Consider the following 14,443-nt stretch of genomic DNA (forward strand, 5'->3'; position numbering starts at 1 on the left):
GTACTCCTTGGTCAGAGCGGCGATGTTTTCCCCTCACTTCGCCGCACGAGAGGAGACCCGGATGAACCGCATGCGCGCCACCTCAACGGCTGTGCTTGGCGGAGCGGTCCTGGTGGCCGCAGGCCTCACAGTTCCGGCGCTCGCGGAGACCACGTCGCCGCCGCAGTCGGCGGTGGTCCAGCTCATGAGCCGTGACCTTGGTCTCACTGCCGACCAGGCGCAAGGTCAACTCGCCTTCGACTCCCAGCTCCCCGGCCTGGTCGACCAGATCGGCGCAGACCTGGGCGACTTCGCCGCGAAAGGCTCCGGGCGCGCCCCCCTGCCCGACGCTGACCTCCTCAGCCTCGGTGGCATCGACAGCGGCGCCGGGCAGGCCCAGAGCCGTGGCGTCGCCGGCGTCTTCGCCGGAGCCTGGGTCGACCGCGACAACAAGAAACTCAAGATCGGTATCACCGACCCGGACGCCGCGGCGGCGGTTCGCCGCGCTGGCGCCGAGCCCAAGATCGTCACATACAACGCGGCGCAGCTGGCCACCGTCAAGGCCGACCTCGACCGTCGGGCGACGAAGATCACCCCGACGTCCGCCCCCGGCTGGTACGTCGACCCGGCCACCAACAGCGTGGTGGTGCTCGCCACGCCGGGCAGGGAAGCCGCCGCGAAGGCGTGGGCGCTCAAGGCCGGCGCCCCGGCCAAGGCGGTCCGTATCGTCAAGTCCAACGAACGGCCACGCGCCTTCGCCGGCGATCTCCGGGGCGCCGAGCCGTACCTGGTCAACGGCGACGCCAGGTGCTCGGTCGGATTCTCGGTCATCGGCGGCTTCGTCAGCGCCGGCCACTGCGGTCAGCGTGGCGCCCAGACCACAACCGGTCAGGACGCCGAACTGCAGGGCGTGTTCGGCGCCTCCTCCTTCCCCGGCGACGACTTCAGCTTCGTCAGCACCTCCCGCGACGTCATCCCGACGCCGGTCGTCGCCACCGAGCGCGGCGACGTGCCGGTCCGTGGCAGCGAGGAGGCGCCGATCGGATCGACCGTGTGCCGGTCCGGCTCCACCACTGGGACCCGGTGCGGCGCGATCCTCGCCAAGAACGCCACCGTCAACTACGCCGAGGGCGCGGTCACCGGCCTCACCCGTACGAACGTGTGCGCCGAGCCCGGCGACTCGGGCGGCCCGTTCTTCTCCGCCGACCAGGCCCAGGGTATGACCTCCGGCGGGTCCGGCGACTGCGTCAGCGGCGGCATCACTTTCTTCCAACCCGTCAACGAGGTGCTTGACCGGCTCGACCTGACTCTGGTGACCACCGGCGCGGCGGCCCTGTCCGCCAACCGGGCCAGCCTGGGCGGCCAGCCGGCACTCGGCACGTTCAGCGGCGCTGCGGACGGTCCCGACTCCCAGCCCGTCGCCAACGACGCCGGCCTGGGTTCCGGCAATGCCAATGGCGGCGCCGCCGCGATCGAGGCCGTCCCCGCCGCCTGCCGCGGCGGCCAGACCCACGACGGCGCCCTCGCCGCCAGCGGTGACCAGACGCTTGAGCCCGACCAGCCGTTCGTCCAGGCGCCAGCCGGCGAGCAGGTGCTCTGCCTCGCCGGCCCCACGGACGCCGACTTCAACCTCGCCCTGCAACGGTGGAGCGGTGTGAGATGGGAGACGGTCGGCAAGGCCGACAGCGACGACTCATCCGAGGTGCTCCGCTTCGACGGAACCGCCGGCCTGTACCGCTATCAGGTGACGTCGGAGCAGGGCGAGGGTGAGTACACATTGACTGTCCGGTGATCCGATGTTGCCGGCGCATCGGCGGCATCGGATCACCGGCGGCCTGGTCGCCCGGTCGAACGTCCCCCTCGACCGGTCAGCCAGTGCGCGGCCAGTGGTGACGGATCTTGTGAGGGAGGTCCGGAGACCGCCAGGCCCAACCGAAAGAGGCGGCGGCGTCTTTTCCCGATAGTTGCGGATCGGGAAGCGGCGCCGCCGCCGTTCGTCCGCTCGACCTGGCGCGCTTGTCAGAGGTAGATGCGGGTGACCGTCTCGGCGACACAGACCGGTTTCTGGCCGCCCTCGCGCTCCACGGTCACCTCCAGGACCAGCTGAACACCGCCGGAGACATCCTCAGCGGAGGTGACCCGCACGCCGGCCCGGACCGCCGAGCCGGTCGGCAACGCGGCGGGGAAGCGCACCTTGTTGAGACCGTAGTTGACGCGCAGCCGGGCGCCCTCGACCGTGAGCACGCTGGTCACCAACGACGGCAGCAGCGACAGCAGGAGGTAACCGTGGGCGATGGTCGTGCCGTACGGGCCCTGCGCCGCCCGTTCTGGATCGGTGTGGATCCACTGCCGGTCCCCGGTGGCCTCGGCGAACGCGTCGACCTGTGCCTGGTCGACGAGGCGCCAACCGCTGTAGCCGAGGTGTTCGCCGACGGCCTTGGCCAGCTCGGCGGGCGTCCCGAAGGTGCGCATGGGTGGTGACTCCTCTAGATGGCGGCGCGTAGCCGGATTGTTGTGCCGTGGTCGCCGGTGTCGACGGTCATACCGTCGGTGAGCTGGCGGGCCAGCCACAGCCCCCAGCCTCCCGCCAGGTCGACGGGGGGCCGTTCGTGACCGGCGGCGCCGCCGACGGCGATTCCGCCGCCATGGTCGACGATCTCGCAGAGCAGGGCGCCGTCGGCGAGCCACAGCCGTAGCTGGCCGATGCCCCCGCCGTGGCGCACCGCGTTGGTGACCAGCTCGTTGACCGCGAGGATGAAGTCGTCCCGTCGTTGCCCGGTGAGCCCTACCGCCGCGACGTGCTGTGACACCTGGTGGCGGATCGTGGTCACGCCGGCCTGGTCGAACGTGCCCCGGAGCAGCTCACGGCCAGCCGCGGCCGGGCCGGAGCCGGCCGCGGCGGCTGCGCCGGGAACCATAGTGTCTACCTCGCGATGTGCGGCGTCACGAATCGATGGTGATGACCCGTGCCGATGGTGGTGACCCGAGGCCGTCATCGTGCCGGTCATGACGTGATGACGCCTGCCGTCGGTGGATCGGATGTCCAACAGTACGCCGGGCGGTTGACCGTTGGCGTCACTGCGCCGGCCCGTCGCCCGGCCGCGTCGGGTCGATCGTCCGGTGGCAGCATGCGGTGATGGTGTTCGTTTCCGGATCGGATCAGCCGCCGTCCCACCGACCAGGCCGCCTGCTCGGGCCACTGTGGCGTGCCGTGGCGGTGTTCCGCCTCGCGGCGTTGGCGTATGTCGGATATCTGACAGTGGCGAACGCCGACCTGTACCAACGCCCAGCCGTCGCCTGGGCGGTTCTCGCGCTGATGGCGGGTTGGACCGGCTTCACCTGGTGGGCCTACGCCGCGCCGGGCCGGCGCACCTGGCGGGTCCTCGTGCCGGACCTGGGCGTCACCGCGGTGATCGAACTGAGCACGGTCTGGGTCATCGGCGTCGAGGCGCTGACGCAGGGCATCCCGACGATGGCGGTCGCCTGGATGGCCGGTCCAGTGCTCGCCTGGTCCATCGCCGGCGGACGCCGACTCGGCGTGGCCGCCGCGCTGTTCATGGGCGCGGTCGAGATCGTCGTGCGCGGCGCCGCCCAGCAGACCGCCACCACCGGCACCATCCTCATGCTGCTGGCCGCCGTCTCCACCGGCCATGTGGCCCGCCTCGCCGGCGACACCGAACGGCTCACGCAGGCCGCGATCGAGCGGGAGGCCGCCGCCCGGGAGCGCGAACGCCTCGCCCGCGGCATCCACGACTCGGTGCTCCAGGTGCTCGCCATGGTCGCCCGGCGCGGCGCCCGGCTGGACGGGGAAGCCGGGGAACTGGCCCGACTCGCCGGCGAGCAGGAGGCCGCGCTGCGGGCGCTCATCGGCAGCAGCACGCCGGCCGGCGGCCCCGCCGCGGACGACACCGTCGACCTCAGCGCCCTCATCAACGGCCTCGCCGGTCGGGCGGTGTCGGTGGCCACGCCGGCCGAGCCGACACTGCTGCCGGCCGCGGCCGCGCACGAGGTCGCCCGCGCGGTGCGGGCCGCGCTGGACAACGTGGCCCGTCACGGCGGTTTGACCGCCAAGGCATGGGTGCTCGTGGAGGACGAGCCGGGCGCCGTCACCGTCACCGTCCGGGACGACGGGGTCGGCATCCCACCCGGTCGACTGACTGAGGCGGCGGCCGGTGGCCGGCTCGGCGTGGCACAGTCGATCCAGGGCCGTATCGCCGACCTGGGCGGCGTCGTCAGCCTCCGGTCCGAGCCCGGCGAAGGCACCGAGATCGAGCTACGGGTGCCCCGCCGCGCGCGATGAGCCCGACGTACGCTGCGGCGGTGACCGAAGAGACCAACAACGACCAGTCGATCCGGGTGATGGTCGTCGATGACCATCCGATGTGGCGGCACGGCGTCGCCCGGGACCTGGCGGAAGCCGGCTTCGCCGTGGTCGCCACCACCGGCGAGGGCCGTCAGGCGGTGCGGCTCGCCCCGGCGGCCCGACCGGACGTGGTGGTCCTGGACCTCCAGCTTCCCGACATCTCCGGTGTCGAGGTCATCGGTGGCCTCATCGCGGCGCTGCCCGACCTCAAGGTGATGATGCTGTCGGCCAGCGGCGAGCAGCAGGATGTTCTCGACGCGATGAAGGCCGGCGCGACCGGCTATCTGCTCAAGTCGGCCAGCCCGGACGAGTTCGTGGCCGCCGTGCGCGCCGCCGCCACGGGCGCCCCGGTGTTCACTCCCGGCCTGGCCGGGCTGGTCCTTGGCGAGTACCGCCGGCTCGCCGCGGAGCCCACCGACGACCTCGCCCCGAAGCTGACCGACCGGGAGACCGAGGTGCTGCGTTTCGTCGCCAAGGGACTGTCGTACAAGCAGATCGCCGAGCGGCTCAACCTCTCGCACCGGACTGTGCAGAACCACGTCCAGAACACGCTCAACAAGCTTCAACTGCACAATCGGGTGCAGCTGACCAGGTACGCCATCGAGCGCGGCCTCGACGCCTGAACTCCGGAGCGACCCGTCGGCGGCCGGCCCCGGAGTCATTCCGGTCGGATCAGCGCCCAGACGGTCTTGCCGCCGTCGTCCGCCGTGCAGCCCCAGCGTTCGGCGAGCGCCTGCACCACGACCAGCCCACGACCGCCCGGAGTCGTCGGCGACGCCGGTCCACGGGCCTGCGGCGGCGCCGGTGAGCGGTCGGCGACCTCGACGAGCAGTCCACCGTCCACAAGCGTCAGGCGCACGAGCATCTCGGTGCGGGCGTGGGCGACGGCGTTGTTCACCAGCTCGGTGAGCACGGTGCAGGCCGGTCCGACGAGGTCGGCCAGCTCCCACCGGGCGCACGCCTCGGTGACCAGCTCCCGGGCCTGCCGCGCCGCCCCGGGCGCGGGACCCAACCGGGCTGTCAGCGCGTCCAAGGCGTCGCCTGTCGGGACGCCCCCGTCGGCGATGGCCGGTCGGGCGGTCGACTGGTTCCCGGCCGGCGTGGTCATCGTCACCGTCCTCCCCGTCCGGCCCACCGTCGCCGGGCCAGCGCTGCCACGGTACCCGCCGTGAGACCGACCGCTGCGGACGTCCGTAGCGCTGTGCGGGCCTGCCCATGCCAACCGCCGGCGATCCGGGCGTCGTCGGGGCTTTCGGCGAAGAGGCTTCCCGCGGTGACCGGGGCGGCGCCGGGCCGGAACTGACGTCGGGCGCCCCAGCTGCCGCCGATGATCTCGCCGGCCAGTGGCGCCAGGCGCCGACGCAGGCTGCTCAGTCGGCCGGCGGTTCCGACCGTGATCTCCGCTCGTGGTCGCAGCAGCGCCGTGATCATGGCCCGCGCGACCCTTGCCGCCGGGTACACCGGCGGCGGCGGCGCGAGCGCGCGTCCGGTGTGGTTGGCCGCATGCGCGTACAGCGGGGTGTCGGCCGTGTACGGCAGCAGCGTGCACACGGCGATGCGCTCGCCGGACTGCCGTAACTCTTGGCGGGTCGATGCCGACAGGGCCCGTACCCCGTGCTTGGCGGCGTGGAAGATGCTCACGTACGGCCAGGTCAGCGCCCCGTGCACGCCGGCGTTGTTCACGATCACGCCGTCAATGCCGCCGCGCCGCAGCGAGCTGAGCGCCGCTCGCGTCCCGTACGCGACACCCAGCAGGTTGACGTCGATGATCCGGCGCATCTCCTCGGGAGTCAGCGCGACGAGTTCCCCGTAGGCGGCGACGCCGGCGTTGTTGATCCACGCGTCGATCCGCCCGAACCGGGCCTCGGCGGTCCGGGCCAGCAACTCCACGGCGTCGGCGTCGCCCACGTCGGTGGGCACTACCATGGCCTCGGCGCCGAGCACGGCGCACTCGTGGGCGACGGCGTCGAGCGCGTCCTCGCGTCGGGCCGCCAGCACCAGCCGCGCGCCGCGTCCGGCCAGCTCCAGCGCGGTTGCGGCGCCGATGCCGCTGGACGCGCCGGTCAGCACGACGACGGAGTCACGGATCATCGGTAACGCCATGACGCCCGGATACCCTATGGTCCCGAGCCGAAACTCCGCTGGTCTCAGCGCGGACGTGCGGCGGCCCCGGCGCCGACGGCGGCGGCTGCCCGGCGGCGCGGTGGCGGCTCGCTCACCGCGTGGTGGTGCTGCGGCTCGGCGTATCTGGTCAGTCCGATCACCGCCGCCAGGGTCAGCAGGAAGCCGGCCACCGCCAGCCACTCCAGACCCGGCCGGACCTTGTCGCCGAGCAGCAACAATCCCACGATCGCCGCCGGGATCGCGCCGGCGGCGTCCATGGCCGCCACGGCCGCCGTCGTCGAGCCGCGCTGCATCGCCAGGCCCAGCAGCAGCTGCCCCACGATCGAGTGGGCGATGAGCAGGTACAACAGCGGGTGCGTCAGCAGCGCCTCGGTCCCGTGCAGCGAGGCCAGCGGCCGTGCGGCCACGGCGGCCGCGGAGAACGCCAGCCCAGCCAACGAGCCCAACGCCACCGAGCCGGGCGCACCGTGCAGCCGGACGGCCAGCACGCTCAACAGCGCGATGACGCCGAGGGTGGCGCCCAGCGCGATGACCCCGGCGAGCCCGATCGGCAGCGACTTGGCCGGTTGGGCCGAGACCACGAGCCCGCCGATGCCGAGGAACAGCAGGATGAGCAGCCACACCTCGGCCCGTGGCAGCCGCCACTTGGCCACCAGCACGCCGAGAATCGCGGTGACGCCGAGCCCGGCGGCCACGCTGGCCTGAACGAGGAACAGCGGCAGGTCCTTGCGGGCCAGGAACGCCAGCACGAAGCCCGCCATCTGGCAGGCCAGCCCCACCAGGTACGCGCGCTGGCTGGCCAGGCGCAGCAGCAGTCCCGGGTCGAGTGTGTGGTGGACCGTGGTGCGGGCCGCGGCGATGGACTGGAGCAGGTTGGCCACGCCGTACGCGGCGATCATCGCCGCCAGGAACCACCAACCAGTCGAGACCACCTGGCGAGGATAGTCGCTCGGGGTTGCTGACCTCGGCGCCTCCGGGTCAGGTCAGCTCGGACCAGGTCCGTTCCCGGGTCGACAGCCGGTCGAGGATCTCCGCGTGGAGCCTGCCGTTGGTGGCCACGGCGCTGCCGCCGCCAGCGGCGCTGCCACCGGCGAGATTGGTGAAGGCCCCGCCGGCCTCGGTGACGATGGGGATGAGCGCCGCCAGGTCCCACATCGACAGCTCCGGTTCCACCATGACATCCACGGCGCCCTCGGCGACGAGCATGTGCCCGTAGAAGTCGCCGTAGGCGCGGCTGCGCCAGCTGTCGCGCATGAGGTCCAGCATCGCCGGCAGCCGTCCGTCAGCCTCCCAAGCCGGCAGGGAGGCGTAGCAGAAGCTGGCGTCGGCGAGCTGGCTGACGCCCGACACCTTGAGCGTCTGCGCCCCGGCCGGGTGCCGCCCCGCGTAGGCGCCGAGATCCTTTCCGGCCCACCAGCGGCGGCCGAGCGCGGGCGCGGAAACCATGCCGACGACGGGCTCGTCGCCGTCCAGCAGCGCGATGAGGGTGGCCCAGATGGGCACTCCCCGGATGAAGTTCTTCGTCCCGTCGATGGGGTCGATCACCCAGCGGCGCCCGTTGGCTGAGGCGTTGCCGGCGCCGAACTCCTCACCGGTGACCGCGTCCCGGGGGCGGCTGCGGGCCAGGGTCGCCCGGACGGCCTTCTCCACCGTCGTGTCGGCGTCCGATACCGGGGTCAGGTCCGGCTTGGCCTCGACGTGCAGGTCCAGCGCCCGGAACCTGGCCATCGAGATCGAGTCGGCGGCGTCGGCGAGGATGTGGGTGAGCGACAGGTCGTCGGCGTACCGGTTCATGGCGGAAACCTAGCTGATGGGCGGGGCGCGATCCCGGTAGGGCCGGTGGATCTGGGCGAACGCTCAGCCGATCCACTCGGTGCTTGAGCGGGACGCCAGCAACCGCCGGTAGGACTCCAACCGTCGCGGGTCGGCTCTGCCCGCGGCGGCCCACGCGCTCAGCGTGCAGTCCGGCTCCTCGACCGTGTGCTCGCACCCCGGCGGGCACTCCAGGGCGCCGTCGACGAGGTCGCTGAAGCCGTGCAGCAGGCTCTCGGCCGACACGTGCGCGAGCCCGAAGCTGCGGATGCCCGGCGTGTCGACGATCCAACCGTCGTCGCCGGGCAGTGGCAGGGCCACCGCCGACGTAGACGTGTGCCGGCCCTTGCCGATCGCGCTGACCACGCCGACCGCCCGATCGACGCCTGGCACGAGGCGGTTGACCAGCGTCGACTTACCCACCCCGGAGTGTCCGACGAGGACCGAGACGCGCCCGGCAAGCGCTGACCGCAGCGCGTCGGGCTCGGCGTCGGGCCGGCACAGCACATGGCGTAGGTCCAGCTCGCGGTAGTAGTCGAGGATCTCCTCCGCCCCGGCGAGGTCGGCCTTGGTGAAGCACAGCAGCGGCTCGATCGCGGCGTCGTAGGCGGCGACCAGGCAGCGGTCGATGAAGCCGGTGCGCGGCTGCGGGTCCCGTAGCGCGGAGACGATGACAAGCTGGTCGGCGTTGGCGACCACGACCCGCTCCAGCCGGCCCTCGGCGGTGGTGTCGTCGTCGTCGGCGGTGCGGCGCAGCACCGACGTGCGCGGGGCGATCCGCACGATCCGCGCCAGCGAGCCGGTCGTGCCGGTGGTGTCGCCGACCAGGTGCGCCCGGTCGCCGACTACGACAGCCTTGCGCCCCAGCTCACGGGCCCGCATCGCGGTGACGATCCGCCCGTCGTCGGTGGCGCAGGTGTACCGGCCCCGGTCGACGGCGAAGACGAAACCGTCGATCGCGTCATCGTGGGCGGGTCGGGTACGGGTGCGGGGGCGGGAGGACCGTCCCGGGCGGACCCGGATGTCGTCCTCGTCGTAGTCGCGTTTGCCTTTCAGCGCCTGTCCTCCGCACTGTTGACCATGCCCGACCATAGCGTGGCGAACTGCGGCATGGTCTTGGCGGTGCAGGCCACGTCGGTGAGTCTGACTCCCGGCACGGCCAGGCCGATGATCGCGGCGGCGTGCGCCATCCGGTGATCGTCGTAGGTGTGCACAGTGCTGGCGCGCAGCCGGCGGGGTCGGATGACCAGGCCGTCGTCGGTGGCGTCGACCCCGGCGCCGAGGGCGGTCAACTCCCGGGCCAGGGCGCTGATCCGATCGGTCTCGTGCCCGCGGATGTGCCCGATGCCACGCAGCTGTGACGGCCGGTCGGCGAGCACGGCCAGCGCGGCGACCATCGGGGTCAGCTCGCTGAGCCCGGAAAGGTCGACGTCGATGCCGGTGACCGTGCCGCCGCCGGTGACGGTGATCCCGTCCGGGCCGACGACGAGCGTCCCGCCGAGCCGGGCGATGAGGTCGCGGACCTCGGTCACGGGCTGGGCGCTGTGCGGCGGCCAGCCGGGCAGCCTGACGACGCCACCGGTGACCAGGGCGGCGGCGAGGAACGGCGCGGCGCCGGACAGGTCCGGCTCGATGACCCAGCTTCGGCCGGAGAGCCGACCGGGTTCGACGGCCCACAGGTCGGGGACGCTGTCGTCGACGCCGGCGCCGGCCGCGCGCAGCATCTCGGCGGTCATCCGCAGGTGTGGGGCGCTGGGCACCGGCGGGCCCTCATGCCGGATGACCAGACCGTTGTCGAATCGGGGGGCGGCCAGCAGGAGCGCGGAGATGAACTGGCTGGACGCGGAGGCGTCGATGGTGACCGGGCCGCCGTCGATCCGCCCGGCGCCGGTGACCGTCAGCGGCAGCCTGCCGACGCCGTGTGCCTCAACCGGCACGCCGAGGTCACGGAGCGCGGCCACCAGTGGCCCGAGCGGCCGGACCCGGGCGGCCGGGTCGCCGTCGAAGACGGTGGCGCCGTCGGCCAGCCCGGCGACGACCGGCAGGAACCGCATGACGGTGCCGGCGAGGCCGACGTCGATCTTCGCCGGTCCATGCAGCGGACCTGGCCGCACCACCCACCGCTGGTCGTCCATGGTCGACACGGCGCAGCCGAGGGCGCGTAGGCCGTCGGCCATCAGTTCGGTGTCGCGGGCCAACAGCGGCGCGGCGATGGTGGACTGCTCGCCGCTGAGCGCGCTGAGGATCAACGCCCGGGCGGTCATCGACTTCGAGCCGGGAAGGTCGAGAGCGGCGTCGACGGGCCCGTGGGCGGTCGGCGCCGCCCACGGCTGGGCGGTCGGGATGGGGGCAGGCGAAGACATGCCCCCATCCTGCCTGGTCGGAGCAGGTCCTGTCGGCGGTGCCGCCGCGTCGTCGCGGGGGTGGCCACCGCGCGGCGCTACGGTGGTGGCCATGTGTGGGCGGTATGCGACGACCCGGAGCACGGCTGAGCTGAGCGTCATTTTCGAGGCTGCCGACGAGACCGACGACCTGCTGGCGCCGGACTACAACGTGGCGCCTACCGATCCAGCCCCGATCGTGCGGATCACGCCCGAGCCGCGGGCGGGCGCGACCGCCGGCCGGGTGCTGTCGGTGGCCCGCTGGGGTCTGACGCCGCACTGGGCCGACGACGCCCGCTCCGCCGCCCGCATGATCAACGCACGGGCGGAGACCGTCGCGGAGGCGCCGGCGTTCCGCGCCTCGTTCGCCGCCCGCCGTTGCCTGGTCCCGGCCGACGGCTGGTACGAGTGGCCGGCGCCTGGCCGGCCCGTGTTCCTCACCCCGACTACCGACGAGCCTCTCGTCTTCGCCGGCCTGTGGGCGGCCAATGCGGCCGTTCCGGGCCGGCTCAGCTGCGCGGTCGTCACCATCGGGGCGGTCGGCGCCCTCGCCCGGGTACACGACCGGATGCCGTTGCTGTTGCCCCGCCAGCGGTGGGCGGACTGGTTGACCGCCGAGGACGCCTCCGGCCTGTTGACGCCGCCGACGGCGGAGTGGTTGTCGACGGTGGAGATCCGTCCGGTGGGGCGGGCGGTCGGCGATGTCCGCAACGACGGGCCCGGGCTTGTCGAGCGGCTCGCGGCGCCCCCGCCCGAGGCGGAGCAGATCGGCCTGTTCTGAGGCTGTCCAGACCGCTTCTGGCCCCGAAACTGTCGGATATCCGCCAGAGGAGTGCCCGAAACCCGATTGAACCCTTGTTGCCGGCCGTTTTCCTGGGATACAAACCGTCGCCGATGGCAGTCCCAACACTGTGGAGGCGGGGGAGAGATGACACGAGCACGGCCGCCACGGCCGCATGAGGTCGAGGTGGCGCGAACTGATCCACGACTACGACGGGCGGTGGCCCAGCGCCGGGAGGACACCGGCTGGCGACCGCTCGGCGCGTGCCGGCAGACCGATCCTGATCTGTTCTTTCCCGCGCCGAACGAACCGGCGACCGCCGCGCTGGCGGTCTGCGGCGCCTGCCCGGTGCAGGGCGCATGTCTGGCGTGGGCCCTTGACGTGGGCGACACCCATGGCGTGTGGGGCGGGACCACTCCCCGGGATCGACGGGCGATGGCGGTGATCTGGCACGGCCGAGCCCGCCCGGGCGACGACGGCCCGCCGGTGCGCGCCCAGCTGCTGACTCTTGAGCCGGTCACAGCAGGGTGACGCCGCTGCGCCCCGCTGCGCCCCGCTGCGCCCCGCTGCGGCCGGCGTGCCGGACGGCCCAGGTCGGGGCGCGGTACTGTCGCGCTGGTGAGCGCGTCAACGAGGGTGGAGACACCCACCCCGACCGGTCTGGCCTGGTTGGATCTGTCCTGGCCGGCGGGGTGGCCAAGGTCCTTGCTGATGCTTGGGCACGGCGCCGGCGGCGGCGTCGACGCCCCGGATCTGGTGGCCCTGACGGACCGGGCGGTGGCGGCAGGGGCCTTGGTCGGACGGGTCACCCAGCCGTACCGGGTGGCCGGCCGTCGGGCCCCGGCGCCGGCGGGCCAGCTCGACGCGGCCTGGGTGGCGGTCGTCGAGGTCGGCCTGGCATTGGCGGCCGAGCGGGGCTGGACGCTCCCGCTGATCGTGGGCGGACGGTCCAGCGGGGCCCGGGTCGCGTGTCGCACCGCGGTCGGTTTGGGCGCGGTGGGCGTGGTCGCGTTGGCGTTCCCCACCCATCCGCCGGGCCGGCCTGAGCGCTCGCGGGTAGCGGAGCTGCGAACGGAGCTGCCGACGGTGGTCGTCAACGGCGATCGTGATCCATTCGGGCTGCCTCCGCCGCTGGCCGGCGTGACGTTGGCCGTCCGGCTGGGGGAACGCCACGACCTGCGCAGGGACCCCGGTGGCGCGGCTGACGCGGCGCTGGTCTGGTTGGCCGACAACGACTGGGTGACGCCCTAGCCCTCAACGGACTTTCCCTGTTAAATAATGACGAAATACGAACAAACTCCCAGATCCATTTGTCCCCGGCGGCTGGCAGTCGCCGGGGACAAGCTCGTGTGGGCGGGAATGAGCAGGGAGTTCAGAGGCGTTGCTCCGGTGTGCGTCGTTATGCCGGCCGCCCGCGGCTACGAAGCCTGGTCGCCCGGCAGCCGCCGACGCCCGAGGAAGGAGAGCCCCGTGTCCGCTCCGACCCGACGGCCGCAGCTTGATCTGGTCCGGCAGTTGCTCAGCGCGCCGTCCTGGCCGGCCGACGGCGGCCTTGACGCGGTCGGCGTATCCTCGGCACAACAGTCGAGGGGAGACGTGCGGGTGACCCGAGCGGAACGGCCCGACGAGCGGCGCGAGCGCTTCGAGCGTGACGCGCTGCCATTCGTGGACCAGCTCTACGCAGCGGCGCTGCGGATGACCCGCAACCCAGCCGACGCCGATGACCTGGTGCAGGAGACATTCCTCAAGGCGTTCAGCGCGTTCCACCAGTTCACCGAAGGCACGAACCTCAAGGCATGGCTGTACCGGATCCTCACGAACACCTTCATCAACTCGTACCGCAAGCGGCAGCGCCAGCCGGTGCAGGCGCCCACCGAGGAGATCAGCGACTGGGTGCTGGCCGAGGCCGAGTCGCACACCTCCAGCGGCCTCAAGTCCGCGGAGACCGAAGCCTTGGAGCGGCTGCCCGACAGCGACGTCAAGCAGGCGCTCCAGCAGCTGCCTGAGGACTTCCGCCTCGTCGTGTACCTGGCCGACGTCGAGGGGTTCTCCTACAAGGAGATCGCCGAGATCATGGGCACGCCGATCGGCACCGTCATGTCCCGGCTGCACCGCGGTCGCCGCAATCTCCGTCGGGAGCTGGAACGGTACGCGGCTGACCGCGGCTTCGCCCGGCCGGCCGTCGACCCGGCCCCGGCCCGGTAGGAAAGGGGCACAGCGTGAGTCAGGGCCAGGCCCCCGAGTGCGGCAGTGGCGGGGACGACTGTGGCGAGGTGCTCGGCGAGGTGTACCTCTACCTCGACCTGGAGTGCGCCGAGAGCCGGCGGGAGCTGATCCGCCGTCATCTCGACGAGTGCCACCCGTGCCTGAGCGAGTACGGCATCGAGCAGGAGGTCCGGGCGCTGGTGGCCCGGTGCTGCGGCGCCGAGCGCGCCCCCGAGGAGCTGCGTCAGCGGCTGCGGGTCCGGCTCAGTGAGCTGGTCGTCGACGTGGAGTCCCGCGGGCCGATGTCCGAGTAGCCCGCGGGACGCCGCGTGTGCCTAGGGTCTGGCCCTAGGAGTTGGGGCGCTTGCCATGGTTGGCGGCGCTCTTCTTACGGGCCCTCTTCCTCCGAGCCTTCTTTGCCATCGTCGATCTCCCCTCGTCATGGATTGTCGGCGTCGACCATGGTAGGCCGCGCCGGCGCCGGCCGGCCCGCGTGGTGGGATGCCGGCGTGACGCCGTGGCGCCCATGATTGGATACCGACGCGGGACATCCGCGTACGCGAAGAGGGGTGCCGACGTGTCCGAAGAGATCCGCGCCGAGATGGTCGCCAACGTGTGGAAGGTTGTCGCCAAGGCCGGCGACCAGGTGTCCGAGGGTGACACCCTGGTCATCCTGGAGTCCATGAAGATGGAGATCCCGGTGATCGCCGAGAGCGACGGCATTCTCGGCGAGCTGGCCGTCAACGAGGGCGACGTGGTCCAGGAGGGCGACCTCATCGCCACCATCGAGTGACCACT

The 14,443-nt window shown here is 72.5% G+C and carries 18 protein-coding genes; 9 read left to right on the top strand and 9 right to left on the bottom strand.

The features are described 5' to 3' along the window. The first annotated feature begins 61 nt into the window (after nt 1-61). A complete protein-coding gene (locus tag ABD287_RS04930) occupies nt 62-1,771 on the top strand; it encodes a S1 family peptidase (RefSeq protein ID WP_344168897.1) in 1,710 nt (569 codons plus the stop codon). A gap of 227 nt (nt 1,772-1,998) precedes the next feature. On the opposite strand, the gene ABD287_RS04935 is transcribed toward ABD287_RS04930, so the two are convergent. Together ABD287_RS04935 and ABD287_RS04940 are read right to left on the bottom strand one after the other, a co-directional pair. Next, a complete protein-coding gene (locus ABD287_RS04935; protein WP_344168900.1) occupies nt 1,999-2,451 on the bottom strand; it encodes a MaoC family dehydratase in 453 nt (150 codons plus the stop codon). A gap of 14 nt (nt 2,452-2,465) precedes the next feature. After that, nucleotides 2,466-2,897, bottom strand: a complete 432-nt coding sequence (locus ABD287_RS04940; protein ID WP_344168903.1) for an ATP-binding protein — start codon at nt 2,895-2,897, stop codon at nt 2,466-2,468. A gap of 218 nt (nt 2,898-3,115) precedes the next feature. On the opposite strand from ABD287_RS04940, the gene macS reads away from it, so the two are divergent. Together macS and ABD287_RS04950 are read left to right on the top strand one after the other, a co-directional pair. After that, nucleotides 3,116-4,279, top strand: coding sequence for a MacS family sensor histidine kinase (macS, locus tag ABD287_RS04945; RefSeq protein ID WP_344168906.1), 1,164 nt, complete (start codon nt 3,116-3,118; stop codon nt 4,277-4,279). A 59-nt stretch (nt 4,280-4,338) separates the two neighbouring features. Then, on the top strand, nt 4,339-4,965 hold the full coding sequence (locus ABD287_RS04950; protein ID WP_344169326.1) for a response regulator: 627 nt from the start codon (nt 4,339-4,341) through the stop codon (nt 4,963-4,965). 35 nt (nt 4,966-5,000) lie between these two features. On the opposite strand, the gene ABD287_RS04955 is transcribed toward ABD287_RS04950, so the two are convergent. The 6 genes from ABD287_RS04955 to aroA all read right to left on the bottom strand — a co-directional run bounded on the left by ABD287_RS04955 (nt 5,001) and on the right by aroA (nt 10,641). Beyond that, the gene (locus tag ABD287_RS04955) at nt 5,001-5,450 is read right to left on the bottom strand and encodes an ATP-binding protein (protein WP_344168909.1); all 450 of its coding nucleotides are present in this window, start codon (nt 5,448-5,450) and stop codon (nt 5,001-5,003) included. Nucleotides 5,451-5,452: 2 nt separating this feature from the next. After that, on the bottom strand, nt 5,453-6,433 hold the full coding sequence (locus ABD287_RS04960; protein WP_344168912.1) for an SDR family NAD(P)-dependent oxidoreductase: 981 nt from the start codon (nt 6,431-6,433) through the stop codon (nt 5,453-5,455). 56 nt (nt 6,434-6,489) lie between these two features. Further along, nucleotides 6,490-7,365: a hypothetical protein gene (locus tag ABD287_RS04965; RefSeq protein ID WP_344169329.1), complete on the bottom strand. Its 876-nt coding sequence runs from the start codon at nt 7,363-7,365 to the stop codon at nt 6,490-6,492. Nucleotides 7,366-7,444: 79 nt separating this feature from the next. Then, nucleotides 7,445-8,260 carry a histidinol-phosphatase gene (hisN, locus tag ABD287_RS04970; RefSeq protein ID WP_344168915.1) on the bottom strand — a complete coding sequence of 272 codons (816 nt, stop codon included), beginning with the start codon at nt 8,258-8,260 and terminating at the stop codon, nt 7,445-7,447. Nucleotides 8,261-8,323: 63 nt separating this feature from the next. Further along, on the bottom strand, nt 8,324-9,370 hold the full coding sequence (rsgA, locus tag ABD287_RS04975; RefSeq protein WP_344168918.1) for a ribosome small subunit-dependent GTPase A: 1,047 nt from the start codon (nt 9,368-9,370) through the stop codon (nt 8,324-8,326). Continuing rightward, entirely contained in the window at nt 9,331-10,641 is a 1,311-nt protein-coding gene (aroA, locus tag ABD287_RS04980; RefSeq protein WP_344168921.1) for a 3-phosphoshikimate 1-carboxyvinyltransferase, read from the bottom strand. Before aroA ends, rsgA begins: the two co-directional genes overlap by 40 nt. A gap of 91 nt (nt 10,642-10,732) precedes the next feature. Between aroA and ABD287_RS04985 the strand changes: the two genes are divergently transcribed. From ABD287_RS04985 to rsrA, 5 genes are all read left to right on the top strand, one after another. Further along, a complete protein-coding gene (locus ABD287_RS04985) occupies nt 10,733-11,440 on the top strand; it encodes an SOS response-associated peptidase (RefSeq protein WP_344168924.1) in 708 nt (235 codons plus the stop codon). A gap of 147 nt (nt 11,441-11,587) precedes the next feature. Further along, nucleotides 11,588-11,971 (top strand): WhiB family transcriptional regulator, encoded by a 384-nt coding sequence (locus ABD287_RS04990; protein ID WP_344168927.1) that lies wholly within the window; start codon nt 11,588-11,590, stop codon nt 11,969-11,971. A gap of 87 nt (nt 11,972-12,058) precedes the next feature. Beyond that, nucleotides 12,059-12,691 carry an alpha/beta hydrolase family protein gene (locus ABD287_RS04995; protein WP_344168930.1) on the top strand — a complete coding sequence of 211 codons (633 nt, stop codon included), beginning with the start codon at nt 12,059-12,061 and terminating at the stop codon, nt 12,689-12,691. Between the two features lie 219 nt (nt 12,692-12,910). Continuing rightward, the gene (locus ABD287_RS05000; protein ID WP_344168933.1) at nt 12,911-13,645 is read left to right on the top strand and encodes a sigma-70 family RNA polymerase sigma factor; all 735 of its coding nucleotides are present in this window, start codon (nt 12,911-12,913) and stop codon (nt 13,643-13,645) included. A gap of 14 nt (nt 13,646-13,659) precedes the next feature. Next, nucleotides 13,660-13,959, top strand: a complete 300-nt coding sequence (gene rsrA, locus ABD287_RS05005; protein WP_344168936.1) for a mycothiol system anti-sigma-R factor — start codon at nt 13,660-13,662, stop codon at nt 13,957-13,959. Nucleotides 13,960-13,993: 34 nt separating this feature from the next. Here the strand turns inward: rsrA and ABD287_RS18520 are convergent, their stop codons facing one another. Continuing rightward, on the bottom strand, nt 13,994-14,173 hold the full coding sequence (locus ABD287_RS18520) for a 50S ribosomal protein bL37 (protein ID WP_425565502.1): 180 nt from the start codon (nt 14,171-14,173) through the stop codon (nt 13,994-13,996). On the opposite strand from ABD287_RS18520, the gene ABD287_RS05010 reads away from it, so the two are divergent. Beyond that, nucleotides 14,172-14,438 carry a biotin/lipoyl-binding carrier protein gene (locus ABD287_RS05010; RefSeq protein WP_344168939.1) on the top strand — a complete coding sequence of 89 codons (267 nt, stop codon included), beginning with the start codon at nt 14,172-14,174 and terminating at the stop codon, nt 14,436-14,438. The genes ABD287_RS18520 and ABD287_RS05010 overlap by 2 nt on opposite strands. The last annotated feature ends 5 nt before the right edge of the window (nt 14,439-14,443 follow it).

Origin of the sequence: Pilimelia columellifera subsp. columellifera (assembly GCF_039532605.1) — a bacterium.
Taxonomy (GTDB): domain Bacteria; phylum Actinomycetota; class Actinomycetes; order Mycobacteriales; family Micromonosporaceae; genus Pilimelia; species Pilimelia columellifera.

Coding starts and splice junctions, on each gene's coding strand:
- ABD287_RS04965 (WP_344169329.1), bottom strand. CDS start 7,365: ATGATCGCCGCGTACGGCGTGGCCAACCTGCTCCAGTCCATCGCCGCG.
- hisN (WP_344168915.1), bottom strand. CDS start 8,260: ATGAACCGGTACGCCGACGACCTGTCGCTCACCCACATCCTCGCCGAC.
- ABD287_RS04940 (WP_344168903.1), bottom strand. CDS start 2,897: ATGGTTCCCGGCGCAGCCGCCGCGGCCGGCTCCGGCCCGGCCGCGGCT.
- ABD287_RS18520 (WP_425565502.1), bottom strand. CDS start 14,173: ATGGGCGCCACGGCGTCACGCCGGCATCCCACCACGCGGGCCGGCCGG.
- ABD287_RS04950 (WP_344169326.1), top strand. CDS start 4,339: ATGGTCGTCGATGACCATCCGATGTGGCGGCACGGCGTCGCCCGGGAC.
- macS (WP_344168906.1), top strand. CDS start 3,116: ATGGTGTTCGTTTCCGGATCGGATCAGCCGCCGTCCCACCGACCAGGC.
- ABD287_RS04935 (WP_344168900.1), bottom strand. CDS start 2,451: ATGCGCACCTTCGGGACGCCCGCCGAGCTGGCCAAGGCCGTCGGCGAA.
- ABD287_RS04985 (WP_344168924.1), top strand. CDS start 10,733: ATGTGTGGGCGGTATGCGACGACCCGGAGCACGGCTGAGCTGAGCGTC.
- rsgA (WP_344168918.1), bottom strand. CDS start 9,370: ATGGTCGGGCATGGTCAACAGTGCGGAGGACAGGCGCTGAAAGGCAAA.
- ABD287_RS04955 (WP_344168909.1), bottom strand. CDS start 5,450: ATGACCACGCCGGCCGGGAACCAGTCGACCGCCCGACCGGCCATCGCC.
- aroA (WP_344168921.1), bottom strand. CDS start 10,641: ATGTCTTCGCCTGCCCCCATCCCGACCGCCCAGCCGTGGGCGGCGCCG.
- ABD287_RS04930 (WP_344168897.1), top strand. CDS start 62: ATGAACCGCATGCGCGCCACCTCAACGGCTGTGCTTGGCGGAGCGGTC.
- ABD287_RS04960 (WP_344168912.1), bottom strand. CDS start 6,433: ATGATCCGTGACTCCGTCGTCGTGCTGACCGGCGCGTCCAGCGGCATC.
- ABD287_RS05010 (WP_344168939.1), top strand. CDS start 14,172: ATGATTGGATACCGACGCGGGACATCCGCGTACGCGAAGAGGGGTGCC.
- ABD287_RS04990 (WP_344168927.1), top strand. CDS start 11,588: ATGACACGAGCACGGCCGCCACGGCCGCATGAGGTCGAGGTGGCGCGA.